The organism is Arenimonas sp. (genome assembly GCF_036275555.1).
GTDB lineage: Bacteria > Pseudomonadota > Gammaproteobacteria > Xanthomonadales > Xanthomonadaceae > Arenimonas.
On sequence record NZ_DASUDO010000040.1, the window covers coordinates 1 to 23762 of the forward strand.

The 23762-nt window shown below is 69.9% G+C and carries 23 protein-coding genes and 1 tRNA gene; 12 read left to right on the top strand and 12 right to left on the bottom strand.

The window, feature by feature from the left end; translation table 11 throughout:
• Window positions 1–1112: adenosylhomocysteinase (locus VFV21_RS11035; RefSeq protein ID WP_329669480.1), on the top strand; the 1112-nt coding region annotated here is incomplete at its 5' end.
• Between the two features lie 208 nt (window positions 1113–1320).
• On the opposite strand, the gene VFV21_RS11040 is transcribed toward VFV21_RS11035, so the two are convergent.
• Entirely contained in the window at window positions 1321–1875 is a 555-nt protein-coding gene (locus VFV21_RS11040; RefSeq protein WP_329669481.1) for a DUF3228 family protein, read from the bottom strand.
• A 114-nt stretch (window positions 1876–1989) separates the two neighbouring features.
• On the opposite strand from VFV21_RS11040, the gene metF reads away from it, so the two are divergent.
• Genes metF through VFV21_RS11055 form a run of 3 tightly spaced genes read left to right on the top strand, consistent with a single transcriptional unit; the run spans window position 1990 to window position 4487 of the window.
• Window positions 1990–2814, top strand: a complete 825-nt coding sequence (gene metF, locus VFV21_RS11045; RefSeq protein ID WP_329669482.1) for a methylenetetrahydrofolate reductase [NAD(P)H] — start codon at window positions 1990–1992, stop codon at window positions 2812–2814.
• 21 nt (window positions 2815–2835) lie between these two features.
• Window positions 2836–3516, top strand: coding sequence for a DUF4124 domain-containing protein (locus VFV21_RS11050; RefSeq protein ID WP_329669483.1), 681 nt, complete (start codon window positions 2836–2838; stop codon window positions 3514–3516).
• Window positions 3517–3569: 53 nt separating this feature from the next.
• Complete coding sequence (locus tag VFV21_RS11055) at window positions 3570–4487, top strand: branched-chain amino acid transaminase (RefSeq protein ID WP_329669484.1); 918 nt, start codon at window positions 3570–3572, stop codon at window positions 4485–4487.
• A 98-nt stretch (window positions 4488–4585) separates the two neighbouring features.
• Here the strand turns inward: VFV21_RS11055 and VFV21_RS11060 are convergent, their stop codons facing one another.
• From VFV21_RS11060 to VFV21_RS11080, 5 genes are all read right to left on the bottom strand, one after another.
• Entirely contained in the window at window positions 4586–5914 is a 1329-nt protein-coding gene (locus VFV21_RS11060; protein WP_329669485.1) for a HAMP domain-containing sensor histidine kinase, read from the bottom strand.
• A 4-nt stretch (window positions 5915–5918) separates the two neighbouring features.
• The gene (locus VFV21_RS11065) at window positions 5919–6599 is read right to left on the bottom strand and encodes a response regulator transcription factor (RefSeq protein WP_034214694.1); all 681 of its coding nucleotides are present in this window, start codon (window positions 6597–6599) and stop codon (window positions 5919–5921) included.
• A gap of 215 nt (window positions 6600–6814) precedes the next feature.
• Window positions 6815–7747 (bottom strand): 30S ribosomal protein S6--L-glutamate ligase, encoded by a 933-nt coding sequence (gene rimK / locus VFV21_RS11070; protein WP_329669486.1) that lies wholly within the window; start codon window positions 7745–7747, stop codon window positions 6815–6817.
• On the bottom strand, window positions 7744–8193 hold the full coding sequence (locus VFV21_RS11075) for an ATP-dependent zinc protease (protein ID WP_329669487.1): 450 nt from the start codon (window positions 8191–8193) through the stop codon (window positions 7744–7746). Before VFV21_RS11075 ends, rimK begins: the two co-directional genes overlap by 4 nt.
• Before the next feature lie 30 nt (window positions 8194–8223).
• Window positions 8224–8297 (bottom strand) — tRNA-Gly (locus tag VFV21_RS11080).
• 58 nt (window positions 8298–8355) lie between these two features.
• On the opposite strand from VFV21_RS11080, the gene thiS reads away from it, so the two are divergent.
• From thiS to VFV21_RS11100, 4 genes are all read left to right on the top strand, one after another.
• On the top strand, window positions 8356–8556 hold the full coding sequence (gene thiS / locus VFV21_RS11085) for a sulfur carrier protein ThiS (protein ID WP_329669488.1): 201 nt from the start codon (window positions 8356–8358) through the stop codon (window positions 8554–8556).
• Between the two features lie 143 nt (window positions 8557–8699).
• Window positions 8700–9503, top strand: coding sequence for a thiazole synthase (locus VFV21_RS11090; protein WP_329669489.1), 804 nt, complete (start codon window positions 8700–8702; stop codon window positions 9501–9503).
• Window positions 9504–9516: 13 nt separating this feature from the next.
• Window positions 9517–10224 carry a tRNA (guanosine(46)-N7)-methyltransferase TrmB gene (gene trmB, locus VFV21_RS11095; RefSeq protein ID WP_329669490.1) on the top strand — a complete coding sequence of 236 codons (708 nt, stop codon included), beginning with the start codon at window positions 9517–9519 and terminating at the stop codon, window positions 10222–10224.
• 16 nt (window positions 10225–10240) lie between these two features.
• On the top strand, window positions 10241–12079 hold the full coding sequence (locus VFV21_RS11100) for an SLC13 family permease (protein ID WP_329669491.1): 1839 nt from the start codon (window positions 10241–10243) through the stop codon (window positions 12077–12079).
• Here VFV21_RS11100 and VFV21_RS11105 read toward each other — a convergent pair.
• Entirely contained in the window at window positions 12076–12411 is a 336-nt protein-coding gene (locus VFV21_RS11105) for a Rieske (2Fe-2S) protein (RefSeq protein ID WP_329669492.1), read from the bottom strand. The two genes, VFV21_RS11100 and VFV21_RS11105, sit on opposite strands and share 4 nt — an antisense overlap.
• A gap of 32 nt (window positions 12412–12443) precedes the next feature.
• On the opposite strand from VFV21_RS11105, the gene VFV21_RS11110 reads away from it, so the two are divergent.
• The 4 genes from VFV21_RS11110 (at window position 12444) to VFV21_RS11125 (ending at window position 15438) form a co-directional block, all read left to right on the top strand.
• Complete coding sequence (locus VFV21_RS11110; RefSeq protein ID WP_329669493.1) at window positions 12444–12710, top strand: hypothetical protein; 267 nt, start codon at window positions 12444–12446, stop codon at window positions 12708–12710.
• An 81-nt stretch (window positions 12711–12791) separates the two neighbouring features.
• Window positions 12792–13484 carry a fumarylacetoacetate hydrolase family protein gene (locus VFV21_RS11115; protein ID WP_329669494.1) on the top strand — a complete coding sequence of 231 codons (693 nt, stop codon included), beginning with the start codon at window positions 12792–12794 and terminating at the stop codon, window positions 13482–13484.
• A gap of 62 nt (window positions 13485–13546) precedes the next feature.
• Window positions 13547–13960 carry a large-conductance mechanosensitive channel protein MscL gene (gene mscL / locus VFV21_RS11120; RefSeq protein ID WP_329669495.1) on the top strand — a complete coding sequence of 138 codons (414 nt, stop codon included), beginning with the start codon at window positions 13547–13549 and terminating at the stop codon, window positions 13958–13960.
• Window positions 13961–14022: 62 nt separating this feature from the next.
• Window positions 14023–15438 carry a M28 family peptidase gene (locus tag VFV21_RS11125; RefSeq protein ID WP_329669496.1) on the top strand — a complete coding sequence of 472 codons (1416 nt, stop codon included), beginning with the start codon at window positions 14023–14025 and terminating at the stop codon, window positions 15436–15438.
• Between the two features lie 197 nt (window positions 15439–15635).
• Here VFV21_RS11125 and VFV21_RS11130 read toward each other — a convergent pair whose 3' ends face one another.
• The 5 genes from VFV21_RS11130 to VFV21_RS11150 all read right to left on the bottom strand — a co-directional run bounded on the left by VFV21_RS11130 (window position 15636) and on the right by VFV21_RS11150 (window position 23651).
• A complete protein-coding gene (locus VFV21_RS11130) occupies window positions 15636–16865 on the bottom strand; it encodes a hypothetical protein (protein ID WP_329669497.1) in 1230 nt (409 codons plus the stop codon).
• Between the two features lie 37 nt (window positions 16866–16902).
• Entirely contained in the window at window positions 16903–17772 is an 870-nt protein-coding gene (locus VFV21_RS11135; RefSeq protein WP_414638563.1) for a TrmH family RNA methyltransferase, read from the bottom strand.
• Between the two features lie 316 nt (window positions 17773–18088).
• Window positions 18089–21211 carry an efflux RND transporter permease subunit gene (locus tag VFV21_RS11140; RefSeq protein WP_329669499.1) on the bottom strand — a complete coding sequence of 1041 codons (3123 nt, stop codon included), beginning with the start codon at window positions 21209–21211 and terminating at the stop codon, window positions 18089–18091.
• Between the two features lie 20 nt (window positions 21212–21231).
• Window positions 21232–22305 carry an efflux RND transporter periplasmic adaptor subunit gene (locus VFV21_RS11145; protein ID WP_329669500.1) on the bottom strand — a complete coding sequence of 358 codons (1074 nt, stop codon included), beginning with the start codon at window positions 22303–22305 and terminating at the stop codon, window positions 21232–21234.
• 335 nt (window positions 22306–22640) lie between these two features.
• Window positions 22641–23651 (bottom strand): class I fructose-bisphosphate aldolase, encoded by a 1011-nt coding sequence (locus VFV21_RS11150; RefSeq protein ID WP_329669501.1) that lies wholly within the window; start codon window positions 23649–23651, stop codon window positions 22641–22643.
• Window positions 23652–23762: the final 111 nt, after the last annotated feature.

Sequence of the window (23762 nt, forward strand, 5' to 3'; positions counted from 1 at the left end):
CCTGGAAGGGCGAGACGCTGGAGGAGTACTGGGATTGCACGCTCGACGCCATCAGCTTCCCCGGCGGCAAGGGGCCGGAGCTGGTCGTCGACGACGGCGGCGACGTCACCCTGCTGATCCACAAGGGCTACGAGCTGGAACAGGGCGACACCAGCTGGGTGAACTCGGCCTCCGGCTCGCACGAAGAGCAGGTGATCAAGGACCTGCTCAAGCGTGTGGCCAAGGAGCGTCCGGGTTTCTGGACCACCGTGGTCAAGGACTGGAAGGGCGTCTCCGAGGAGACCACCACCGGCGTGCACCGCCTGTACCAGATGCTCGAGGCCGGCAAGCTGCTGGTCCCGGCCATCAACGTCAACGACTCGGTCACCAAGTCGAAGTTCGACAACCTCTACGGCTGCCGCGAGTCGCTGGCCGACGGCCTGAAGCGCGCGATGGACGTGATGCTGGCCGGCAAGGTCGCGGTGGTCTGCGGCTACGGCGACGTCGGCAAGGGCTCGGCCCACTCGCTGCGCGCCTACGGCTGCCGCGTGGTGGTCACCGAGATCGACCCGATCAACGCCCTGCAGGCGGCGATGGAAGGCTTCGAGGTCAACACCGTCGAGAACACCCTGGGCCGCGGCGACATCTACGTCACCACCACCGGCAACAAGGACGTGCTGACGCTCGAGCACATGTCGAAGATGAAGGACCAGGCCATCGTCTGCAACATCGGCCACTTCGACAACGAGATCCAGGTCGACAAGCTCAACGCCTCCGACGCGGTGCGCCTGAACATCAAGCCGCAGGTGGACAAGTACACCTTCAAGAACGGCAACAGCATCTTCCTGCTGGCCGAGGGCCGCCTGGTGAACCTGGGCTGCGCCACGGGCCACCCGTCGTTCGTGATGTCGAACTCGTTCGCCAACCAGACCCTGGCGCAGATCGACCTGTGGGCCAACAAGGACACCTACGAGGCCAAGGTCTACATCCTGCCCAAGAAGCTGGACGAGGAAGTGGCCCGCCTGCACCTCGAGAAGATCGGCGTGAAGCTGACCACCCTGACCGACGAGCAGGCCGCGTACCTGGGCGTCTCGAAGGACGGCCCGTACAAGCCGGACCACTACCGCTACTGATCCACCGCTCTCGCTTCACCCTGGCGGGCGCCCTCGGGCGCCCGTTTCTTTTTAGGACGTATTGGCCACGGATGAACACTGATGAACACGGATAGAGAACAACGCTAGCTTCGGTCATCGCGAAATCGATTTGCTGGCGAAGACCAAACGTCAGCTGTGCGCTTTTGACCTATCCGTGTTCATCAGTGTTCATCCGTGGCAAAAACAACTATCTCCAGTTCGCGTGGGCCGACCAGAAGGCCACGCTGCGGCGATAGGCGGCGCGGTCGAGGGGGACACCGGAGCCGCCCTCCTCCACGCCCAGGGCATTGCGCATCATGGTGATGGGGACCATCGGGATTTCGTCGGGTTCCATGGTGTACAAGCAGCCGACGATGCCCCAGTCGGCATCCACCGGCGTACCTTCCTTCGCCATCTGCTCGCGGCTGTAGAGGATGGGCACCAGGTAGTTCGCCACCGGCGGCTCCAGGCCCTCGAACCAGCGCACCAGCACCGGCAGCTCCTCGCGCGTGCGGGCCTCGTAGGCGCTGCGCAGCTGGTGGCGATTCTCGTCGGTGATCGGGATCACCGAGCATTTGGTCGAGGTCCAGTTGCGGTGCACGTGCAGCCGGCAGAAGGGCGCGTAGCCCGGCAGCACCCGCTCGGGCGCCTCGGCGTTGAGCCGCTCGACGAACTGGGCGGGCGTGATGTCCTGGATGGCGGTCCGGCGGCCGTCGGCCGGGAAGAGGCGGGTGCGGGCGAATTCAGTCAGGGCGATCTTCATCCCGGAATTCTCGCAGCAACGGGTGAATCAAATGAACCAGGTTCATTTGATTCGCCGTTGTTCCTTTCATCCGGATGGAGCGATATAGTTCGGGCATCCGACCGAGGTGCCCCGATGCCCCAGCTCAGCTTCGAGTTCTATCCGCCCAAGACCGAGGAACAGCGGCAGCAGCTCGACCGCACGGTGGGGCGGCTCAAGAAGTACGCGCCGCGGTTCGGCTCGGTGACCTTTGGCGCAGGCGGTTCCACCCTGTCCTACACCGGCGAGACGGTGCGGCGCCTGCGGGAGCACCACGGCCTCAACGGCGTGCCGCACCTGAGCTGCGTCGGCGGCACCCGCGACGAGATCCGCCAGCTGCTGGGCGAGTACAAGGCCCTGGGCTGCGACCGCATCGTCGCGCTGCGCGGCGACCTGCCCTCGGGCATGGCCCGGCCCGGCGACCTGCACTACGCCTCGGACCTGGTGCGCTTCATCCGCAACGAGTTCGGCGACCACTTCCACATCGAAGTGGGCTGCTACCCGGAAACCCACCCGCAGGCCGAGGATGCCCTGGCCGACCTGCGCCGCTTCAAGGAAAAGGTCGACGCAGGCGCGGATTCCGCGATCACCCAGTACTTCTTCAACGCCGACGCCTACTTCCGCTTCGTCGACGACGTGCGCAAGGCCGGCCTCGCCATCCCGGTGATCCCGGGCATCATGCCGATCTCGAACTTCACCCAGCTGCGGCGCTTCTCGGAGGCCTGTGGCGCCGAGATCCCGCGCTGGATCGGCAAGCGCATGCAGGCCTATGGCGACGACGCCGAGGCCATCCGCGAATTCGCGTCCGACGTGGTGGCGGCCATGTGCCGCCGACTGATCGAGGGCGGCGCACCCGAGCTGCACTTCTACACCCTGAACCTCGCCAAGCCGACCGAAGCCGTGATCACCCGCCTGGGCTGAGCTTCGCGCTAGGCTCCGGGCATGCGCTTGCTGCTGCCCGCCCTCTTGGTTCTCCTGGCCCTGCCCTCGCCTGCCGCGGCGCAGGGCGTGCAGCGCTGCACCGACGCCCGGGGCAACACCGTCTTCACCGACCGCCCTTGCGCCAGCGTGGACGCCGTGCCGAAGGGCGTGCCCGGCCCGGCGCCCGGCGCCTATGCGCCCGGCTTCGCGCCCCGCGGCTGCGCCCGCAGCGCCGATGCCCTGCTGCAGGGCGTGCGCACGGCGCTGGAATCCCGCGACGTGAATCGCCTGGCCAGCTACTACCACTGGGCCGGTACCGGCAATCGCGGCGCGCTGCAGGTGATGGACGAGCTCGAGGCGATCGCCAACCGCCCGCTGGTGGCCGTGGCCCTGGCCTATCCGGCGCCGGCCACACCGACTGACCCGCAGATGGCTTTCGGCCCGGAGCCACCTGCCCCGGCCGCGGCAACCGCGCCCAGCCCGGCGTCAGGCTCACGGTCCGCCGCGGACGCCGCGCCCCAGGCCCCGGCGGACGCGGCAAGCGAACCTGACCCCGCGCCTGGCCTCGCGCCCGGGACGGCACCGGGGCCTCGCCCTGTAGGGCTGGACGTGGAGCAGATGGCCGGCGACACCGATGCGGGCAGCCGCAGCACCCGCTTCCGCCTGCAGCGCCACGTGGGCTGCTGGTGGCTGGAGCTCTGACGCGGGGCCCGGGCCGAACGGATAAACTGCGCGCTTCCCCGCAGGAGTCCGCCATGGCGATGCAGTACCCCGAACACATCTGGCACAACGGCCGCATCAAGCCCTGGGCCGAGGCCACCGTGCACGTCATGGCGCACGGCCTGCACTACGGCTCGTCGGTGTTCGAGGGCATCCGCAGCTACGCCACGCCCAAGGGCCAGGCGATCTTCCGCCTCACCGATCATCTCAAGCGCCTGTACGCCTCGGCCAAGATCTACGACATGGCCATGCCCTACGACGTGCCCACGCTGGCCCAGGCCTGCCGCGACGTCATCACCGCCAACAAGCTCGAGCGCGCCTACCTGCGCCCGATCGCCTACCGCGGCCTCGGCGGTTTCGGCCTCTCGGCCGACACGCCCACCGACCTCGCCATTGCGGCCTGGCACATGGGTCCGTACCTGGGCCCCGACGTGCTCGAGGCCGGCATCGACGCCTGCGTGTCGAGCTGGCAGCGCTTCGCGCCGAACACGATCCCCGCGGGCGCGAAGGCCGGCGGCAACTACCTCAGCGGCCAGCTGGTGGCACGCGAGGCGCGCCGCCTCGGCTTCGGCGAAGGCATCGCGCTCGCCTCCACCGGCCTGCTCAGCGAAGGCGCCGGCGAAAACCTGTTCCTGGTGATGGACGGCGCGCTGCACACCACGCCGGTCAGCGCGGCGCTGCTCAACGGCATCACCCGCAACACCATCATCACCCTGGCGAAGGCCCGCGGCATCGAGGTGGTCGAGCGCGACATCCCGCGTGAGTACCTCTACCTGTGCGACGAGCTCTTCATGTGCGGCACCGCGGCCGAGATCACCCCGATCCGCTCGGTGGACGGCCGCCAGGTCGGTACCGGCAAGCCGGGTGACCTCACCCGCCGGATCCAGGACCTCTACTTTGGGCTGTTTGATGGCCGTACGACGGACGATCACGGATGGCTGGAGTTCGTCTGACGCGGGACGAGCGTGGGAGTTAGTAAGTAGGGGTTAGGGGTTAGGAGTTAGTGAGAGCAACGCTTTCGCCGCACCCTGCTTCCACTAACTCCTAACTCCTATCCACTAACTCCTACTCTTCCGCTAGCGCCTCCCGCCCCCGTCGCAGCACCCGCAAACCGCAACACCGCCACCGCCCCATGCTCGGGCCGCGGCGCAATGGACACCTGCCAGTCGTAGAGTTCGCACAGGCGGCGGACGATGGAGAGGCCGATGCCGCCGCCGACCGTGCCGCCGGCGCCGGAGCCGCGGTAGCCGCGTTCGAACAGGCGCGCGGCGTCTTCCTCGCTCAGGCCCGGGCCGGTGTCCTCGATGCGCACCTGGTCGGCCTCGACGATGATGCGCACCTCGCCTTCGTTGGTGTACTTGCAGGCGTTGCCGATCAGGTTGCCGAGGGCCACCGAGAGCACGGCCTCGGGCGCCTCCACCGCGGCCCAGGGGTCTCCCTCCACCACCACGTCCACCGGCTTGCCACCCAGCTGGGTGCGGCTGGCGTCGGCGAGCTGCTCGCACAGCTTGAGCAGCAGGGTGTGGCCGACGCCGCGTTCGTTGCGCGAGAGCAACAGCAGCGCCGTGGTCAGGTCGGTACTCTGCACGGCCGCGCGCTCGATCCGCTGCAGGCGCTGGCGGGTCTTGTCGGGCAGGTCCGGCTTGGCCAGCAGCAGCTCGGTCGCACCGCGGATCACCGCCAGCGGCGTTCGCAGCTCGTGGCTGACGTCGGAGTTGAACTCGCGGTCGCGCCGCACCAGCGACGTCATCTGCTCGGCGTAGTCATCCAGCACCGCCGCCAGTTGGCCGACCTCGTCGTCGGCGAAGTGCGGGGCCAGCTTCTCGGGCCGCTCGCTGCCGGCCAGGGCACGCATGCGCCGGGCCAGTTCGGTCAGCGGGCTGATCACGCGCTTGGACGACCAGAAGCCGATCACCAGCGACAGCAGCGAGAACAGGAACACCACGCCCACCAGCGAGTACGAAAGCTGCTGCTGGCTGGCGCGTTCCTGGGCGATGTCGTAGCTGAGGAAGAACCAGTAATCCGGGTCCTTCTTCACCGCCAGTTTGTAGGTGCGCGACCGGCCGTTCTCGTCGCGGTCGGTGATCTCGTGCACGCCCTCGGGCAGGTCGCGCCAGTTGAAGGGCACGTTGCCGAAGCGCCGCTCGCTGAAGACGATGCCCTTGATCTTCTCGAACGGCAGGCCGCCTGCCTCCTCCGGGTTGCGGCGGAAGCCCTCGGCGTAGTCGGTGACGTTCTCGAACAGCGCCTCGCCGATCAGCTGGTCCTCCAGCCGCTCGCGCAGCAGCACCGTGGCCGCGGCGAAGAGGCCCGTCAGGCCGAGGCCGAACAGGAAGAACGACAGGATGATCCGGCTGCGAAGCCTACGCCGGTAGCGCATGCGGTCAGCTCGCTTCGGGGTCGGCGATCCGGTAGCCGATGCCGTGGCGGGTCTGCACCAGCGCCTTGTCGAAGGGTTTGTCCACCGCGGCGCGCAGGCCGTGGATGTGGACGCGCAGGGAATCGCTGTCCGGCAGCTCCTCGCCCCACACGCGGGTCTCGAGCTCCTGGCGCGTCACCACCGAGGGCGACGCCTCCATCAGCGACTGCAGGATCTTCAGCGCGGTCGGGTTGAGCTGCAGCAGCTTGCCGCCGCGGCGAACCTCCAGCGTGTCGAGGTTGTACTCGAGGTCGGCCACCTGCAGCACGCGCGGCTGCGCGGCCTTGCCGCGGCGGGCCAGCACGGCCAGGCGCGCCTCCACTTCCTGCAGCGCGAAGGGCTTGACCAGGTAGTCGTCGGCGCCCGACTCGAAGCCCTCGAGCTTGTTGTCCAGCGAGTCGCGCGCGGTGAGCATCAGCACCGGCGTCTGCTTGCGGCCTTCCTGGCGCAGCTTGCGGCAGACCTCCAGGCCGTCCATGCCCGGCAGGTTGAGGTCGAGGACGATGGCGTCGAAGTCGTTGACCACGGCCAGGTGCAGGCCGGTCACGCCATCGGCGGCGTAGTCGACGGTGTGGCCGCGGTCCTCGAGGTAATCCCCCAGGTTCGCGGCGATGTCACGGTTGTCCTCGACCACCAGGATTCGCATTCGGTCACTTCATCCAGGGCAGGTGGCCCCGTGCTTGGCGCAGGATAAAAGAAAAAGGCCCGGGGACGCTTTTGATGGCGCCAGCCCGGGCCGAAAGGTTGCTACTGCCCCGATTGCCGTAATCCTTGGATGGTGCGTCTGACGAGGAGTTCCCAGCAGGCTTACCGGCCCAGCAAGGCTAGGCCGGGAGGCATTAAAGAGTCGTTAAATCCGGCTCAGGCTTTGGTTAATTTTCGCGCCTTGGCCGGGGTCTTCCGGGCGGCCCGCGGCCGGGGCCGGACCCCGGCGGCGACGAAATCGACGATCGCGCCCGCCACGTCCACCCCGGTGGCGCCCTCGATGCCCTCCAGACCGGGGCTGGAGTTCACTTCCAGCACCAATGGCCCCCGCTTTGAGCGCAGAAGGTCCACGCCTGCAACGCCGAGCCCCATCACCCGGGCCGCGCTCAGGGCGGTGGCGATCTCATCCTCGCTGAGCCGGACCGGGCTGGCCTTGCCGCCCCGGTGCAGGTTGGAGCGGAACTCGCCGTCGCTGGCCTGGCGGCGCATCGCCGCGACCACCTGGTCGCCGACCACGAAGCAGCGCAGGTCGGCCCCCTTGGCCTCGGCGATGAACTCCTGCACCAGGAAATTCGCGTACAGCCCGCGGAAGGCCTCGACCACGCTGCGCGAGGCCCCCGCGTTCTCGGCCAGGATCACGCCGGCGCCCTGGGTGCCCTCGTTGAGCTTGATCACGTGCGGCGGCTTGCCGAGCATCCCCAGCAGGTCGGTGGTGTCGTCGGGGTTGTCGCCGAACACCGTGAGCGGCAGGCCCAGGCCTTCGCCGGCCAGTATCTGGTGGCAGCGCAGCTTGTCGCGGGCGCGCAGGATGGCGTCGGAGCCGTTGGGGGTGTAGGTGCCCATCAGCTCGAACTGGCGCAGCACCGCGCTGCCGTAGCGCGTCACCGAGGCGCCGATGCGCGGCACCACCGCGTCGATGCCGGTCAACGGCTTGCCCTTGTAGCGCATCAGGAACTGGCCCGGCGCGATCTGCATGTAGCAGCGCAGCGGGTCGAGCACGCGCACGACGTGGCCGCGCTGGCGGCCGGCTTCGACCAGGCGCTGGGTCGAATAAAGCTTCGCGTTGCGGGAGAGGATGGCGAGTTTCACGGCGGGATCAGGCCTTCGGGCGGGTCGCCCTGCAGGAAGGAGCTGGCCGGGTCGACCAGGAAGCGGCCGGCCAGCGCGGTGCGGCCCAGCAGCATGGGGAAGAGCATGTTGCGCCGATGCGTCAGGTTCACTTCGGCCTCCCACTCCTGCCCCGCCATGCGCAGACGGGTGAGGATGAAGGGCCGCTCGGTGACGTGGCCGCCGGAGTCGGTGACGCGGCGGCGGTCGATCACGCGCGCCTGCGCCGGCTGGGGCGCCTGGCCGGGCACGCCGGTGTCGAGCAGGAAGCGCACGTGCTCGACGCCGTCGCGGTGCAGGGTTTCCTGGTCGAGTACGTGCAGGGCGGAGGAGCGCGCACCGGTGTCGACCTTGGCGCGGACCGCGACGATCCCGAGATCCGGCAAGGACAGCCACTCACGCCAACCCAGCGGGACGGGGTGCGGCATGGATCCTCCAGGGGGAGCGGCGCGGGACGATGGAGCGGGTGAAGGGAATCGAACCCTCGTCAGTTGCTTGGGAAGCAACAGCTCTACCATTGAGCTACACCCGCGTCTGGCGGCGATTATGGCGACCGCCGCGGGCGCCCGCAACGCGATAAAATCCGGGCCATGCAAATCCAGCTCAATGGCCAGGCCCGCGAGATCGCCGCGGGCACCACCCTCGCCGCCCTGCTCGAGGCCGCCGGTTACGCCGGCCGCAAGGTCGCGGTCGAGGTCAACCTCGACGTCGTGCCGCGCAGCCAGCACGCCAGCCACGTGCTGGCCGACGGCGACCGGGTCGAAATCATCCACGCCATCGGCGGCGGCTAGTCCCGGCCCTGTAGGAGGGCCTTCAGGCCCGAAGCTCTTCGCCGAAAAGCTTCGGGCCTGAAGGCCCTCCTACAAAGAGGGAACGGTGAATGCGGGATTAAGAAAGGGTTAACGCGGCGGCGCAATCGGGCCATAATCCGGGCATGAATGGCCCCGAATCCCCCTCGCCCGCCGATCCGCTGGTGATCGCCGGCAAGACCTACCGCTCCCGCCTGCTGACCGGCACCGGCAAGTTCGTCGACTTCGAACAGACCCGCCTGGCCACCGAGGCCGCGGGCGCCGAGATCGTCACCGTCGCCATCCGCCGCAGCAACCTCGGCCAGGACCCCCACGCGCCGAACCTGCTCGACGTGCTGCCGCCCGACCGCTACACGCTGCTGCCCAACACCGCCGGCTGCTACACCGCCGAGGAGGCCGTGCGCACCTGCCGGCTGGCGCGCGAACTGCTCGATGGCCACCGCCTGGTGAAGCTGGAAGTGCTGGGCGATGCGCGCACGCTCTATCCCGACGTGGTGCAGACGCTGAAGGCCGCCGAGACCCTGGTCGCCGAAGGCTTCGAGGTGATGGTCTACACCTCCGACGACCCGATCGTCGCCAAGCGCCTGGAGGAAATCGGCTGCGTGGCGGTGATGCCGCTGGCCGCGCCGATCGGCTCGGGCCTGGGCGTGCAGAACCGCTGGTCCATCCTCGAGATCGTCGAGAACGCCAAGGTGCCCGTGCTGGTGGATGCCGGCGTCGGCACCGCCTCCGACGCCGCGATCGCGATGGAGCTGGGCTGCGACGGCGTGCTGATGAACACCGCCATCGCCGGCGCCCGCGATCCGATCCTGATGGCCAGCGCCATGCGAAAGGCCGTGGAAGCCGGCCGCGAGGCCTTCCTCGCCGGCCGCATCCCGAAGAAGCGCAACGCCAACGCCTCCTCGCCGCTCGACGGCCACTTCCTCTGAGGCGGGCGGCGGGATGAGCGACAGCCCCGACCAAGCCGAAGCCGACCGCCGGCACCGCCCGATCCGCAGCTTCGTACTGCGCCAGGGCCGCCAGACCGAGGCGCAGAAGCGGGCCTTCGACCTGCACTGGCCGGCGCTGGGCCTGCACTACCGCGGCGAGCCGCGCGACTTCGATGCCGTGTTCGGCCGGCATGCGCCACGCGTGGTCGAGATTGGCTTTGGCAACGGCGAGCAGCTGCTGTTCGCCGCCGCCCGCGAGACCGACCGCGACTTCATCGGCATCGAAGTGCACGGCCCCGGCGTCGGCCGCCTGCTCAACGCCGCCGCGGCCGAGGGCCTGCGCAACCTGCGCGTGTACCAGCACGACGCGGTGGACGTGCTGCAGCACGAGGTCGCCCCGGCCTCGCTGGACGAGGTGCGCGTCTATTTCCCCGATCCCTGGCACAAGAAGCGGCACCACAAGCGGCGGCTGGTGCAGCCGGAGTTCGTGGCGGTGCTCTGCGACCGGCTCAAGCCCGGCGGCCTGCTGCACCTGGCCACCGACTGGGAGAACTACGCCGAGCACCTGTGGGACGTGCTCGACGCCGAGCCGCGCCTGCGCAACCGCGCCGGCCCGCGCGGCACCGCGCCGCGGCCCGACTGGCGGCGGCAAACCCACTTCGAGACCCGTGGCCTGAAGCTGGGCCACGGCGTCTGGGACCTGCTGTACGACCGGACCTAGGGGCGACCGCACGCGCATGGAGACCGGCCTCACCCTCACCCGCGACATGATGCTCGTGCTGGGGCTGGTTGGCTTCACGATCACCATGTTCATGATCGAGCGCATCCGCGCCGACGCGACCGCGCTGGTGGTGCTGGTCACGCTGGGCCTGACCGGGCTGGTGCCGGCCAACCAGCTGTTCAACGGCTTCTCGGGCAACGCGGTGATCAGCGTGATCGCCACCATGATCCTGGGCGCGGGCCTGGACCGCACCGGCGCGCTGAACCGGCTGGCGGTGTGGCTGCTGCGCGTGTCCAAGGGCATGGAGGAGCGGCTGATCTTCCTCACCTCGACCATGGCCGGCGTGATCTCGGGCTTCATGCAGAACCCGTCGGTGATGGCGCTGTTCCTGCCGGTGGTCTCGCGCGTGTCCGGCCGTTCCGGCATCAGCCTGTCGCGCCTGCTGCTGCCGGTCGCCGCCGCGATCGTGATGGGCGGCGGCCTCACCATGATCGGCAGCTCGCCGCTGATGCTGCTCAACGACCTGCTGGTGGCCGCCAACCGCAACCTGCCCTCAGGCGCGGCCACGCTCGAACCGCTGCCGATGTTCGGGCCGCTGCCGGTGGGTGCGGCGCTGCTGCTGGTGGGCCTGGCCTACTTCCGCTGGCGTGGGCCGCGGATGCTCGGCAAGGGCGAGGACAAGAGCGTGGCGCCCAGCCGCACGCAAAGTTACTTCGCCAGCGCCTACGGCATCGAGGGCGACGTGTTCGAACTCAGCGTCACCGCCGAGAGCCCGCTGGTGGGCATGTCGGTCGGCGAGGCCGAGGCGCAGCGCGACGCGCCGCTGCTGCTGGCCCTGCTCAGCGGCAATGAGTCGCGCCTGGCGCCGCCGGCCGACCAGATGATCTGGGTCGGCAGCGTGCTGGGCGTGATGGGCCCGCGCGAGGCGATCCAGGACTACGCGCAGAAGAACCTGCTGCGCATGTCGGCGCGCCTGCGCAACTTCGCCGACCTGTTCAATCCCAGCCGCTCGGGCATTTCCGAGGCGGTGATCCCGCCCACCTCGTCCTTCCTCGGCAAGACCCAGGCCCAGCTGCAGCTGCGCAAGCGCTTCGGCATCAGCCTGCTGGCGATCAACCGCGAGAACCAGGTCTGGCGCGAGGACATCCGGCGCATGCCGCTCAAGGCCGGCGACATGCTGGTCTTCCACAGCATCTGGACCGACCTGGCGCAGGCCAGCGAGAGCCGCGACTTCGTGGTCGTCACCGACTACCCCAAGGGCGAGCAGCGGCCGCAGAAGTTCTGGTGGGCGCTGGGCGTGTTCGTCGGCGCGATGACGCTGGCGCTGACCACGCTGGTGCCGGTGCCGATCGCGCTGATGACCGGCGCCGCCGCGATGATGCTGGCCGGCGTGCTGAACATGGACGAGGCCTATTCGGCGGTGAGCTGGAAGACCGTGTTCCTGATGGCCTGCCTGATCCCGCTGGGCTGGGCGATGGATTCCACCGGCGCCGCGAGCTGGGTGGCCCAGGTGGTGCTCGAGCGCATCGGGCCCGATGTTCCCGTCTGGGTGCTGGAGGCCGCGGTGGGCCTGCTGGCCACCGCCTTCACCCTGGTGATCGGCAACGTCGGCGCCACCGTGGTGATGGTGCCGATGGCGATCAACATCGCGCTGGCGGTGGGCGGCAACCCGGTCGCGTTCGCGCTGGTGGTCGCGCTGTCGGCCTCGAACAATTTCCTGAGCGTGTCGAACCCGGTGCTGGCGATGGTGACCGGGCCCGCCGGCTATCGTCCGCGCGACCTGTGGCGGGTCGGCGCGCCGCTGACGCTGGTTTACCTGGGCGTCGTGCTGCTGGTGATCAACCTGATGTTCTAGCCGGCGTCCACGGTCACCGCGACGGCGACCAGCGACGCCCCCTTGCACGGACCGGCCACGCACTGGCCATGCTCCATCTCGAAGCTGGCGCCGTGCGCGGCGCACACCAGGCGTCCCTGGTCCACGAGGAAGCGACCCGGCGCCCAGTCCAGGCGGCGGCCGGCATGCGGGCAGATGTTGAGCCAGGCCTTCACCACGTCGCCATGCCGGCGCAGCACCAGCGACTGCGGCTCGCCGTCGATCTCGACCTCGGTTTCCGACAGCCCCTCGGGCGGCAGCACGGGCAGCCGGATTAACGAACCGCTTACACTTTTCACATCCGCCCTCGCCATACTCCGTCTCCCAGCATTCTGCCACGCCCCCCATGTTCTTCCGCGCCCAACGATTCTTCAGCTACTGCCCCAGCAAGCCCCGCAGCCCGCTCCTGAAGCTGCTGGTGGGCGTGCTTGGCCTCGCGCTGCTGCTGGTGCTGGTCGCCGTCGGCCTGGTGGTGGGCCTGGGCATGCTGCTGTTCGCGGCGGCGCGCCGCCTGCTGCGCCCCAGCGCCGCCAAGGTGCGCGCCGACGCTGGCGTCATCGAAGGCGAGTTCGTCGAAGTCCGCAAGACCGGCACCCCGCTCGGCCTGCGCTGAAGCCGGCGGAACCCGGACCGTCTTCCCGGTCCGCACACGCCTCCCGAAGTTAAACTTGGCCGGTCCTTCCGGAGCCGCGCCATGACCGCCACCGTGATCCCCGTCCCCGCCCCGACCACCCTGCCCGTGCGCGGCAGCGACGCCGTGTTCCCGGTGCGCCGCATCTACTGCGTGGGCCGCAATTTCGCCGACCATGCCAAGGAAATGGGCGCCACGGTGGACCGCGGCAACCCGGTGTTCTTCATGAAGCCCGGCGATGCCGTCGTCGCCGGCGGCGGCCGCGTGCCCTACCCGCCCGGCACCCGCGACCTGCACCACGAGGTGGAACTGGTGGTGGCGCTGGGCCGCGACGCGGACGGTGAAGTGAGCGTCGAGCGCGCGCCGGCGCTGGTATTCGGCTACGGCGTCGGCCTGGACCTTACGCGCCGCGACCTGCAGGCGAATGCGAAGGCCAAGGGCCTGCCCTGGGACACCGCCAAGGGCTTCGACCATTCCGCGCCCGCCAGCGAGCTGGTGCCGGTGGCCGCGGCCGGCGATGTCTTCACGCGCACCCTGTCGCTCCGCGTCAACGGCGGGCTGCGGCAGCAGGCGCCGCTCGACACCATGGTCTTCACGGTCGCCGAGGTCCTGCACGAACTCTCGAAGCTCTACGCGCTCAAGGCCGGCGACCTGGTCTTCATGGGCACGCCGGCGGGCGTGGCCGCGCTGGTGCCGGGCGACCGCTTCCGCGCCGAGGTCGAGGGCTTGCTGGCGCTCGAGGGCGATATCGCCTGAGCGGCGCGTCCGGTGTAGATTCCGGGGGCGGCACCACCATCCACCGAACGGGGAGAACACGCATGGGCATGGTTTCGGAGTTCAAGGAATTCGCGATGCGCGGCAACGTGGTCGACCTCGCCGTGGGCGTGGTGATCGGCGCCGCCTTCGGCAAGATCGTCGCCTCGCTGGTCAACGACATCATCATGCCGGCCATCGGCTACGCGGTCGGCGGCGTCAACTTCAGCGACCTGGCCTTCGAGCTCAAGCCGGCCAGCGTGGACGCCGCCGGCGCCGAGGTGGCCGCGGTGCTCATCCGGTACGGCGCCTTCATCCAGACCATCGTCGATTTCCTGATCATCGCCTTCGCGATCTTCGTGGCGGTGAAGGTCATCAACTCGCTCAAGCGCAAGCAGGAGGCGGCCCCCGCGGCGCCGGCCGAGCCCAGCGCCGAGGTCAAGCTGCTCACCGAGATCCGCGACGCGCTCAAGCGCTGAGCCTCGCACCCACCCACCGACGCCGGCCCCCGTGGCCGGCGTCTTGCTGACGGAGACACCGAATGCGCCTTGCCAAGACCCTGCTCGCTTGCGCCCTGCTGGCCGGCCCCGCCTTCGCCGCCGACGCCACCGGCCTGGAGGCCGGCGACATCGCCGTGGCCGACTCGCTGCGCGCGAAGGCGCTGGCTGGCAGCACCGCCTGGTCGGTGGTGGAATCGCTCACCACCGAGGTCGGTCCGCGCCTGGCCGGCACCGAGGCCGACGCCCGCGCGGTGCGCTGGGCCGAGGCGAAGTTCAAGGCGATGGGCTTCGACAAGGTGTACCTCGAGCCGGTGACCTTCCCGGTCTGGCTGCGCCAGCGCGAGCGCGCCGAGGTGCTGGCGCCGTTCCCGCAGCCGCTGGTCGTGACCGCGCTCGGCGGCAGCGTCGGCACCGGCGACGCGCCGATCGATGCCGAAGTGGTGGAGTTCGCCACGCTGGACGCGCTCAAGGCCGCGCCCGAGGGCAGCCTGGCCGGCAAGATCGCCTTCATCTCCAACCGCATGGTCCGCTTCAAGGACGGCCGCGGCTACGGCCCGGCAGTGGGCGCGCGCAGCAACGGCGCGGTCGAGGCGGCGCGCAAGGGCGCCGTGGCGATCGTGATCCGCTCGATCGGTACCAGCTCCAACCGCTTCGCGCACACCGGCACCATGCGCTATGTGCCGGACGTGCCGCGCATCCCGGCCGCCGCGCTCTCCAATCCCGACGCCGACCTGCTGGTGCACATGCTCGGCCGCGGCAGGCCGGTGACGCTGCGCCTGGACATCTCGGCGGAGACGCGCGAGGCCTACACCTCGCACAACGTCATCGGCGAGATCACCGGCCGCGAGCTGCCGGGCGAGGTGGTGACGATCGGAGGCCACCTTGATTCGTGGGACCAGGGCACCGGCGCCATCGACGACGGCGCCGGCGTGGGCATCACGATGGCGGCGGGTGCGCTGATCGGCGAACTGCCGCAGGCGCCGCGGCGCACGATCCGCGTCATCGCCTACGCCAACGAGGAGCAGGGCCTGTACGGCGGCAAGGCCTACGCGGACGCCCGCGAGGCGGCCGGCGAGATCGACGCGCACCAGCTCAGCGCGGAGAGCGACTTCGGCGCGGGCCGCGTCTACGCGCTGCGCGCGGGCGTGGATCCGGCCGCGTGGCCGGTGATCGAGAAAATCGGCGAGGTGCTGGCGCCGCTGGGCGTGGCCACCGAAGCGGGCGTTGGCAGCCCGGGCCCGGACGTCGGCCCGATCGTGGCCAAGGGCGCCACCTGGGCGCAGCTGGCGCAGGACGGCACCGACTACTTCGACTACCACCACACCCCGAACGACACCCTCGACAAAATCGACCCCAAGGCACTCGACCAGCAGGTCGCCGCTTACGCGGTGCTGGCTTACCTGGCGGCGGAGACCGCCGTCGACTTCGGGCGCGTTCCGGCGAAAACCACGCCCTGATTTTTTTGTACGCGGATCAGGGCGGAAAAAACGGATAAAGGCGGATAAGGCGGTTGGAGTGGATCTTCGCCAGCCCTGGCGGGCAGCGAGGATCTCCTCAATCATGCTCTTGATCCGCCTTTATCCGTTTTTTCCGCCTTGATCCGCGTTCGGACACGCCAACCCACATCACCGCCACCCGCCGCGAGTACGCGCGGTCAGTCCAGCAGCGGGGTGGCGAGGACGCGGGAGGGGCGGCCGAGGAGTTTCTCGGTTTGCTCGCGGAGGTCTTCGCGGGAGACTTCGCGCAGGGGCAGCAGGGCCTGAACCACGTCGTCGAGGTCGCGCTTGCCACGGGTGGCCTGGCGGATTTCCGCGTCGAGCTCGCGCAGCAGCTGCACCGCGCGCGCCGTGCGGGGACCGTGAGAGCGGTTCGATGAGAGCGACTTGATGTCGCGGCCGTGGTTGGCCATCCAGTCCTGCGCCTTGTCGGCGCGGGCGTCGCTCAGCAGGCCGGCGCGGCGCAGCAGCTCGATCGAGTAGAACTCGGCCAGGCCCTCGGCGATCCAGTCGTCGTCCTCGGCGCCGCGGATGCGGGTGATCACGTGCGTGAGCTCGTGGGTGAGCGTGCTGGTGCCGTTCTCGCTGATCAGCGGGCGATCGGCGTGCAGGAACAGCGAACGCGGGCCCGACAGCCCGCCGCGCCACATCGGGTCGCCGGCGCTCACGATCAGCAGCTTGCGCGGCACCTCGCCGAACGCCTGCTTGAACTCGGGCACCAGCGAATTGAAGAAGGCCAGCATGTCGTTGCGGCGGATCACGTCGCCCTTCGGGCCGGCGACGCTGATCTCGGTGCCCTCGATCACCTCGCGGCGGGTGCCCACCGCGCCGGCGATGATCCAGCCCACGGGACGATCGAAGTTGCGGTCGGGATTGACGATGACGAAGGATCGGCCGTTGTTCGCCCGCAGGTAGGGCGTGTCCACGTTGCCCCAGCCCTTGGGCAGGATGAAGCGCAGGCGGGTGCTTGAGTCGGCGCCCTTGGTGGCGCTGACCGCCGCGCGCGGGATCAGGTCGTCGCCGCGCACGATCACCCAGTCCTCGGTCATGCGGGCGTCGTAGCCGCCGCCGCGCCGCTCGTTGTCGATGCGGTAGCGGAAGCGAAGTCGCGAGGCCTTCTCGCGGTCGGGCACCCAGGTCACGGTGTCGCCCTTGCGGGTGATCGCGCCGTCGCCGCGCACGTTGGTGTAACGCGCCTCGGGCATGTGCAGGCGCAGGCGCCGCGCCGAGCCCTCGCCCGGGGTGATGCGGATGGTGACGGCCGCCTCGCCCGCGGTGGGCAGGAACTGGACGGTGTAGTCGACGTCGTACTCGGTCCTCGCGGCCGCGACGGGCGCGGTGGCGACGGACAGGAGCAGGGCCAGCAGCAGGATCAGGCGGGTTTTCATGCGCGCAAGTATGCCAAGGCCTTGATGAACCAAGGATTCATCCGGCCCGGTGCTGGCGCCACCACTCGCCCAGGAAGACCGCGGTGGCCGCGGCGACGTTGAGGCTCTCGACCGCGCCGGTGCCCGGGATGCCCAGCCGCAGCGCCGCGGCCTGGGCCAGCGCCGGATCGAGGCCGGTCTGCTCGGCGCCCATCACCAGCAGCAGGCGGCCGGGCAAGGCCGTGCCGTAGAGCGGCTGGCCGCCGCGCACCACGGTCGCGACCGCCTGGAATCCGGCCGACGCCAGCTGGGCCAGGCTGTTGTCGCTGCGGCCCAGGCGCACCAGCGGCACCTGCTCGGCGCCGCCCTCGGCCACGCGCGCCGCGGCGCCCGACAGCGCGAGCGCGCCGTCCTTGGGCAGCAGCAGGCCGGCGGCACCGAAGTGCGCCGCCGAGCGCAGGATCGCGCCGAGGTTGTGCGGGTTGCCCACGCCGTCGAGCCAGATCGCCAACTGCGGACCGGGCGGCAGCGTGCGCAGCCACTCAGAAAGGTTCTGCTCGGCCGCGGGCACGGCGCCGAACACGACGCCCTCGTGGTGCTCGCTGCCCGAGAGCTTGCGCAGGTCGTCGTCGCCGACCACGGAGTAGCCCAGGCGGTGCTGGACGCAGTGCGCCAGCACGGCCTTCAGCGCCGGGATGCGGGACTCGAGCAGCCACACCTTGCGCAGGTCCCCGGGCCGCCGCGCGAACATCGCGAGGCAGGCATTGAACCCATGGATCCGCTGCTCCCGCGGCGGCTTCGGCGCGGCGACGCTGCCGCGCAACAGCTCCGCATCCGCCTCGTCCCGGGCCAACTCCTGCGCGGATAGCGGCCGCCGCGGACCACCTGCCTGCGCAGCCGGTCGCCGACCAGAACCTGCGTCCACCACCGGACGACGCGCGCCCGGCTCCGGTGAAGCAGGACCACGCGACTGCCGATCACGCGCCCGCTCGCGCTTATCCCGCGGCTTCCCCGCCGGCGGCCCACGATAAGGAGAATCGCCATTCGGCGGCTTACGGTCAGTCATAGGCTTCGCCCGTCAAAGCAAGGCGCGGAAATCAAGGAGCCCAAGTCTACCGGATGCCCAAAGAAGGAACCCCCCCTTGGTAAGGGGGGCGCGCCGAAGGCGCGGGGATCGGGAGCAAACGTGCCTCGGGGCCCACGATTCGCAGAATCGTGGGGATCAAAGTGCATACGCCCTTTGATCAGGCGTGGCCCCCCACCGCCGGCGTCTCGGCCTCCAGCTTCTCGAGCTTCCGCGCCACCGCCTCCGGCGAGCGCGTGAACGGCGCCAGCAGCGCGTAGAAGGCCGGCACCACGAACAGCGACAGCACCGTCGACAGCGCCACGCCGGTGATGATGACGATGCCGATGGTGGCGCGGCTGGCCGAGCCCGGGCCGCCGGCCACGACCAGCGGCACCGCGCCCATGATCGTCGCGATCGAGGTCATCAGGATCGGGCGCATGCGCACCGTGGCCGATTCGACCACCGCGTCGCGCACCGCCATGCCCTCGTCGCGCAGCTGGTTGGCGAACTCCACGATCAGGATGCCGTTCTTGGCCGCCAGGCCCACCAGCATCACGATGCCGATTTGGCTGAAGAGGTTGAGCGAACTGCCGAACAGCCACAGGCCCACCAGCGCGCCCAGCACCGCGAACGGCACCGTCAGCATGATCACCAGCGGGTGCAGGAAGCTCTCGAACTGCGCCGCCAGCACCAGGTACACGATCAGCATCGCCATCGCGAAGGTGAACAGCACCGCGCCGCCGGCCTTCTGGTACTCGCGCGACTCGCCCTTGTAGTCGATCTGGGCGCGCTCGGGCAGCTCCTCGTCGGCCACCTGGCGCACCCAGTCCAGCGCCTCGCCCAGCGTGTAGCCCGGGGCCAGGCCGGCATTGATGGTGATCGCGCGCAGGCGGTTGAAGCGGTTGAACTGGCCCGGCTCGGCCAGCTCGGCCAGCGTCACCAGGTTCGCCAGCGGGATCAGCTCGCCGGTGGTGGCCGAACGCACGTACAGGTTGTTGAGGTCCGACGGTGACCCGCGGTCCTCCTGCTGCGCCTGCAGGATGACGTCATATTCCTCGCCGTCCTCCACATACGTGGTGACGCGGCGCGACCCCATCATGGTCTCGAGCGTGCGGCCGATCTCCTGCACCGGGACGCCGAGGTCGGCGGCGCGGGCGCGGTCGATCTGCACGCGCAGCTGCGGGCGGGTTTCCTTGTAATCGGAGTCGGCGCCGAAGAGGCCCGGGTTCTCCTCCATGCGCGCCAGCACGCGGTCGCGCCACTCGGCCAGCTCGACGTAGTCGGGACCGCCAAGCACGATCTGCAGCGGCTGGCCGCCGCTGCGCACCAGGCCGGTGCGCACCTGCGGGCGGGCCACCACGCCGGGCAGCTCGGCCAGGTCGGCGCGCACCTTCTCGACCAGCTCGGCCGTGCTTTCCTCGCGCTCGTTCCAGGGCTTGAGCAGCACGATGGCCTGGCCGGTGTGCATGTCGCCGCCGGGGCCGAAGCCGCCCGGCACGCGGGTGTTGGCGCGATCGATGGCCTGGCCTTCGCCGATGTAGCGGAACAGTTTTTCCTCCACCTGCTGCATCTGCTGCACGGTGTAGTCGTAGCCCGCACCCTCGGGGCCGGACACGCTGACGAAGAAGGAGCCGCGGTCTTCCGGCGGCGCCAGCTCGGACGGGATGCGCAGGGTCAGCACGTAGCCGACCACGATGCAGCCCACCAGCACCAGGAAGAACATCACCGGGCGGCCGACCGTGCGCTCCAGGCCGCGGCGGTAGCCGTGGCCGAGCGAGGCCAGGTGGTCCTGCACCCAGGCATTTAGGCCGCGCGGCTGGTCGTGCGGCTTGATCAGCAGCGAGCACATCATCGGCGTGAGCGTCAGCGCCACGAAGGCCGAGATCAGCACGGCCGCCGCCATCGCCACCGACAGCTCGCGGAACAGGCGGCCGGTGTTGCCCTCCATGAAGCCGACCGGCAGGAACACCGCGGCCAGCACCGCCGTGGTCGCGATCACCGCGAACGCGACCTGCGCCGTGCCGCGGCGCGCCGCGACCAGCGGCGGTTCGCCGAGGTCGGCGCGGCGCTGCACGTTCTCCAGCACCACGATGGCGTCGTCCACCACCAGGCCGATGCACAGCACCAGCGCCAGCAGCGTCATCAGGTTGATGGTGAAACCGAAGGCCCACAGCGCGATGAACACGGTCATCAGGCACACCGGCACCGTCACCGCCGGGATCAGCGCGGCGCGCACGCTGCCCAGGAACAGGTAGATCACCACCAGCACCAGCAGCACCGCCTCGAACAGCGTCCAGTACACGCGGTCGATGGCGGCGTCGATGAAGGTGGTGCTGTCGAAGGCGACGAAGATGTCGGTGCCCTGCGGCAGCGTGGCCTGGATCGCCGGCAGCGCGTCCTGCACGCTGCGGGCCACGTCGAGGCTGTTGGCGGTCGAGGTCTTGACCACGCCGAGGCCGATGTTGGGCTGGCCGTTGCCGCGGAAGTAGGCGCGGCGCTCGGACGAGGCGCGCTCGACCTTGGCCACGTCGCCCAGCCGCACCAGGTAGCCGTCGTCGCCCTTGGCGAGCGTCAGCTCGGCGAAGTCGGCCGCTTTCTCGTAGCCGCGCATCACGCGCAGGGTGAAGTCGCGATCCTGCGACTCGATGCTGCCCGCCGGCAGCTCCACGTTCTCGCGGCGCAGCGCGTTCTCGACGTCGTTGACGGTCAGGCCGCGGGCCGCCAGCGCCTCGCGGTCGAGCCAGACGCGCATCGAGTAGCGCTGCTGGCCGCCGACGCGCACCTGGGCCACGCCGTCGATGCTCGACAGGCGGTCCACCACGTAGCGCTCGGCGTAATCGCTCAGGCCCAGCGTGTCCATGTTGGTCGAGTTCATGTTCAGCCAGAGGATGACCTCGGCGTCGGACTCGACCTTCTCGATCTCCGGCGGATCGGCTTCGTCGGGCATGCGGTCGCCGACGCGGCTGATGGCGTCGCGCACGTCGTTGGCGGCCGCTTCGATGTCGCGGGTCAGCGAGAACTCCAGCGTCACCTGCGCCTCGCCGTTGCGGCTGCGCGACTCCACCGTCTCGATGCCCTCGATGCCGGCCACGGCGTCCTCGAGGATCTGGGTGATGCGGGTTTCAACCACGGCTGCCGAGGCGCCCGGGTAGGCCACCGACACCGACACGATCGGCGGGTCGATGTTGGGCAGCTCGCGCAGCGTCAGGCGGGTGAAGGCGAACAGGCCCAGCACCACCAGCAGCAGGCTCATGACGGTCGCGAAGACCGGGCGCTTGATCGAGACGTCGGAGAGGTTCATCGCGTGCTCCGGGGGCGCCGTCAGGCGGCCTTCTCTGCGGGGGCGTCGGCGGCGGCGGCCGGCGCCGGGGCCTCGGTGACGCGGGCGCCGTCGCGCAGCTTCACCACGCCGTCCACGACGATGCGGTCGCCGGCGGAAAGGCCTTCCACGACCTCGACTTCACCGCGGCGGCGCTGGCCGAGGGTCACGAACACCTGCTCGACGCTGCCGTCGTCCTTTATGCGGAACACGTGCGCGCGCTGCGCCACCTGGATCACCGCGATCTCGGGCACCACCAGGGCCTGGCGCTCGGGGCGGAACAGGCGGACGGTGAGCAGCATGCCCGGGCGCAGCTCGCGGTCCGGGTTGGGCAGCTCGGCGCGCACGGTGACGGCGCGCGTGACCGGGTCCACGCGCGAATCCACCGTCGTCACCAGGCCGCTGTACTCGCGATCGGGCCAGGCGGCGCTGCCGGCGGTGATGGCCTGGCCGGGCGCGACCGCCGACAGGAAGGCCTCGGGCACGGCGAAATCGAGCTTGATCACCGAGACATCGTCGAGGCTGGCGATGGCGGTGCCAGGCGTCACCAGCGTACCCGGGCTGACCTGGCGGAAGCCGAGCACGCCTGCGAAGGGCGCGGTGATCACGCGGTCGGAGAGCCGGGCGCGGGTGGCGTCCAGCCGGGCGCGCGAGGACTCCATCGCGGCGCGCTGGGTGTCGAGCTGGCCGGCGGGGATGAGCTTCTGGGCGGCCAGCTGCTGCTGGCGCCGGAACTGCTGCTCGGCCTCCCGGTAGGCCGCGGCGGCTTCGGCCAGGCCGGCCACTTCGACGCGGCCGGAGAGGTCCACCAGCACGTCGCCGGCCTCGACCAGGTCGCCGTCCTCGAAGTTCACCTTGACCACGGTCTCGGTGACCTTGGCGGTGAGCATCACCGACTCGTTGGCGCGGGCGGTGCCCAGGGCTTCAAGGGTGTCGGACCACGGCTGCACGGCGACCGTGGTGGCGGTGACGGTGGCGGCCGGCGGACCGGACGGCGCGGCCTGCTCGGCGTCGCAGCCGGCCAGGGCCAGCGCGGCGGCGAGCAGGGCGAACGGGAGTCGCGGGAACGGCTTCATCGATCGGGGTTCCTTGGTCTGGCAGGCGCCGCACGATGGGCGGGGCGCCGGGTTCGGGGTGCAATCTGGACCCGGCCACGACACGGAAGTTCAGCGCGGCGGCCGGGAGGCACGAGCGTGCCGCGATTGTACGGCCGGGGCGTCACGGGGGCGCGAACGGGGGCATGCGTGGGGAAACGCAGCACGGCACGAAGCGTTGACGCGACCGGAACGACCGGACCCCAAAAACACTTGTGGGAGGGACTTCAGTCCCGAGGCTTCTTGGCAAGAAGCGTCGGGACTGAAGTCCCTCCCACAGGGAGTACCTGGCGGGCCCGGGGGCCCGCCGTCGGGGCTCAGGCGCCCTTGGTCCACTTGCCCAGCGCGGCCAGGCCGTTGGCCTTGGCGCGGGCGTAGACGGTCTGCTGCGCGGCAGCGACGTTACCGGTGAGGTCCTTCGACCACAGCTTGAGCGCCGCCGACTGCATGGCGCGGCCGTAGCTGAAGCTCAGCGGCCAGGGCTTGGCGCCCATGCGGTTCATGGCGTCGAGGTGCGCGGTGGCGTCGTCGTCGCTCTGGCCGCCCGACAGGAACACGATGCCCGGCAGGGTCGCCGGCACGGCCGACTTCAGGCAGCGCAGGGTCATCTCGGCGACTTCCTCGACGCTGGCCTGCTCCGGGCAGTCCTTGCCGGAAACGACCATCGAGGCCTTTAGGATGGTGCCCTCGAGCATGATGTTGTGCTCGTACAGCGCGCCGAACAGCGAGCGCAGGGTCACTTCGGTGATCTCGTAGCAGGTGTCGATGTCGTGGTCGCCGTCCATCAGCACTTCCGGCTCCACCATCGGCACGATGCCGGCTTCCTGGCACAGCGCGGCGTAGCGGGCCAGCGCGTGGCAGTTGGCCTCGATGCAGGTGCCCGACGGGGCGTCTTCGCCGATGGTGATCACGGCGCGCCACTTGGCGAACTTCGCGCCCAGCTTCGCGTATTCCTTCAGGCGCTCGCGCAGGCCGTCGAGGCCTTCGGTGACCAGCTCACCCGGGAAGCCGGCCAGCGGCTTGGCGCCCAGGTCGACCTTGATGCCCGGCAGGATGCCGTTGTCCATCATGACCTTGGTGAACGGGACGCCGGCCTTGGTGCTCTGGCGCAGGGTCTCGTCGTACAGGATGGCGCCCGAGATGTAGTCACCCAGCTTCGGGGTGGTCAGCAGCATCTCGCGGTAGGCGCGGCGGTTCTCTTCCGAGCACTCGATGCCGACGCCGTCGAAACGCTTCTTGATGGTGGCGGTGGACTCATCGATGGCGATGATGCCCTTGCCCGGGGCCACCATGGCCTGGGCGATTTCGGCGAGTTGGTCGATGCTCATGGACGGGTTCCCGGGGGTTGGCTGAAAGGGGCCGCATTATAGCCCAACCTGCCCCGCCCGGCCCCTGTGGGAGGGACTTCAGTCCCGATGCTTTCATGCGGGAAGCATCGG

Coding starts and splice junctions, on each gene's coding strand:
- VFV21_RS11040 (WP_329669481.1), bottom strand. CDS start 1,875: ATGAAGATCGCCCTGACTGAATTCGCCCGCACCCGCCTCTTCCCGGCC.
- metF (WP_329669482.1), top strand. CDS start 1,990: ATGCCCCAGCTCAGCTTCGAGTTCTATCCGCCCAAGACCGAGGAACAG.
- VFV21_RS11050 (WP_329669483.1), top strand. CDS start 2,836: ATGCGCTTGCTGCTGCCCGCCCTCTTGGTTCTCCTGGCCCTGCCCTCG.
- VFV21_RS11055 (WP_329669484.1), top strand. CDS start 3,570: ATGGCGATGCAGTACCCCGAACACATCTGGCACAACGGCCGCATCAAG.
- VFV21_RS11060 (WP_329669485.1), bottom strand. CDS start 5,914: ATGCGCTACCGGCGTAGGCTTCGCAGCCGGATCATCCTGTCGTTCTTC.
- VFV21_RS11065 (WP_034214694.1), bottom strand. CDS start 6,599: ATGCGAATCCTGGTGGTCGAGGACAACCGTGACATCGCCGCGAACCTG.
- VFV21_RS11075 (WP_329669487.1), bottom strand. CDS start 8,193: ATGCCGCACCCCGTCCCGCTGGGTTGGCGTGAGTGGCTGTCCTTGCCG.
- thiS (WP_329669488.1), top strand. CDS start 8,356: ATGCAAATCCAGCTCAATGGCCAGGCCCGCGAGATCGCCGCGGGCACC.
- VFV21_RS11090 (WP_329669489.1), top strand. CDS start 8,700: ATGAATGGCCCCGAATCCCCCTCGCCCGCCGATCCGCTGGTGATCGCC.
- trmB (WP_329669490.1), top strand. CDS start 9,517: ATGAGCGACAGCCCCGACCAAGCCGAAGCCGACCGCCGGCACCGCCCG.
- VFV21_RS11100 (WP_329669491.1), top strand. CDS start 10,241: ATGGAGACCGGCCTCACCCTCACCCGCGACATGATGCTCGTGCTGGGG.
- VFV21_RS11105 (WP_329669492.1), bottom strand. CDS start 12,411: ATGGCGAGGGCGGATGTGAAAAGTGTAAGCGGTTCGTTAATCCGGCTG.
- VFV21_RS11110 (WP_329669493.1), top strand. CDS start 12,444: ATGTTCTTCCGCGCCCAACGATTCTTCAGCTACTGCCCCAGCAAGCCC.
- VFV21_RS11115 (WP_329669494.1), top strand. CDS start 12,792: ATGACCGCCACCGTGATCCCCGTCCCCGCCCCGACCACCCTGCCCGTG.
- mscL (WP_329669495.1), top strand. CDS start 13,547: ATGGGCATGGTTTCGGAGTTCAAGGAATTCGCGATGCGCGGCAACGTG.
- VFV21_RS11125 (WP_329669496.1), top strand. CDS start 14,023: ATGCGCCTTGCCAAGACCCTGCTCGCTTGCGCCCTGCTGGCCGGCCCC.
- VFV21_RS11130 (WP_329669497.1), bottom strand. CDS start 16,865: ATGAAAACCCGCCTGATCCTGCTGCTGGCCCTGCTCCTGTCCGTCGCC.
- VFV21_RS11140 (WP_329669499.1), bottom strand. CDS start 21,211: ATGAACCTCTCCGACGTCTCGATCAAGCGCCCGGTCTTCGCGACCGTC.
- VFV21_RS11145 (WP_329669500.1), bottom strand. CDS start 22,305: ATGAAGCCGTTCCCGCGACTCCCGTTCGCCCTGCTCGCCGCCGCGCTG.
- VFV21_RS11150 (WP_329669501.1), bottom strand. CDS start 23,651: ATGAGCATCGACCAACTCGCCGAAATCGCCCAGGCCATGGTGGCCCCG.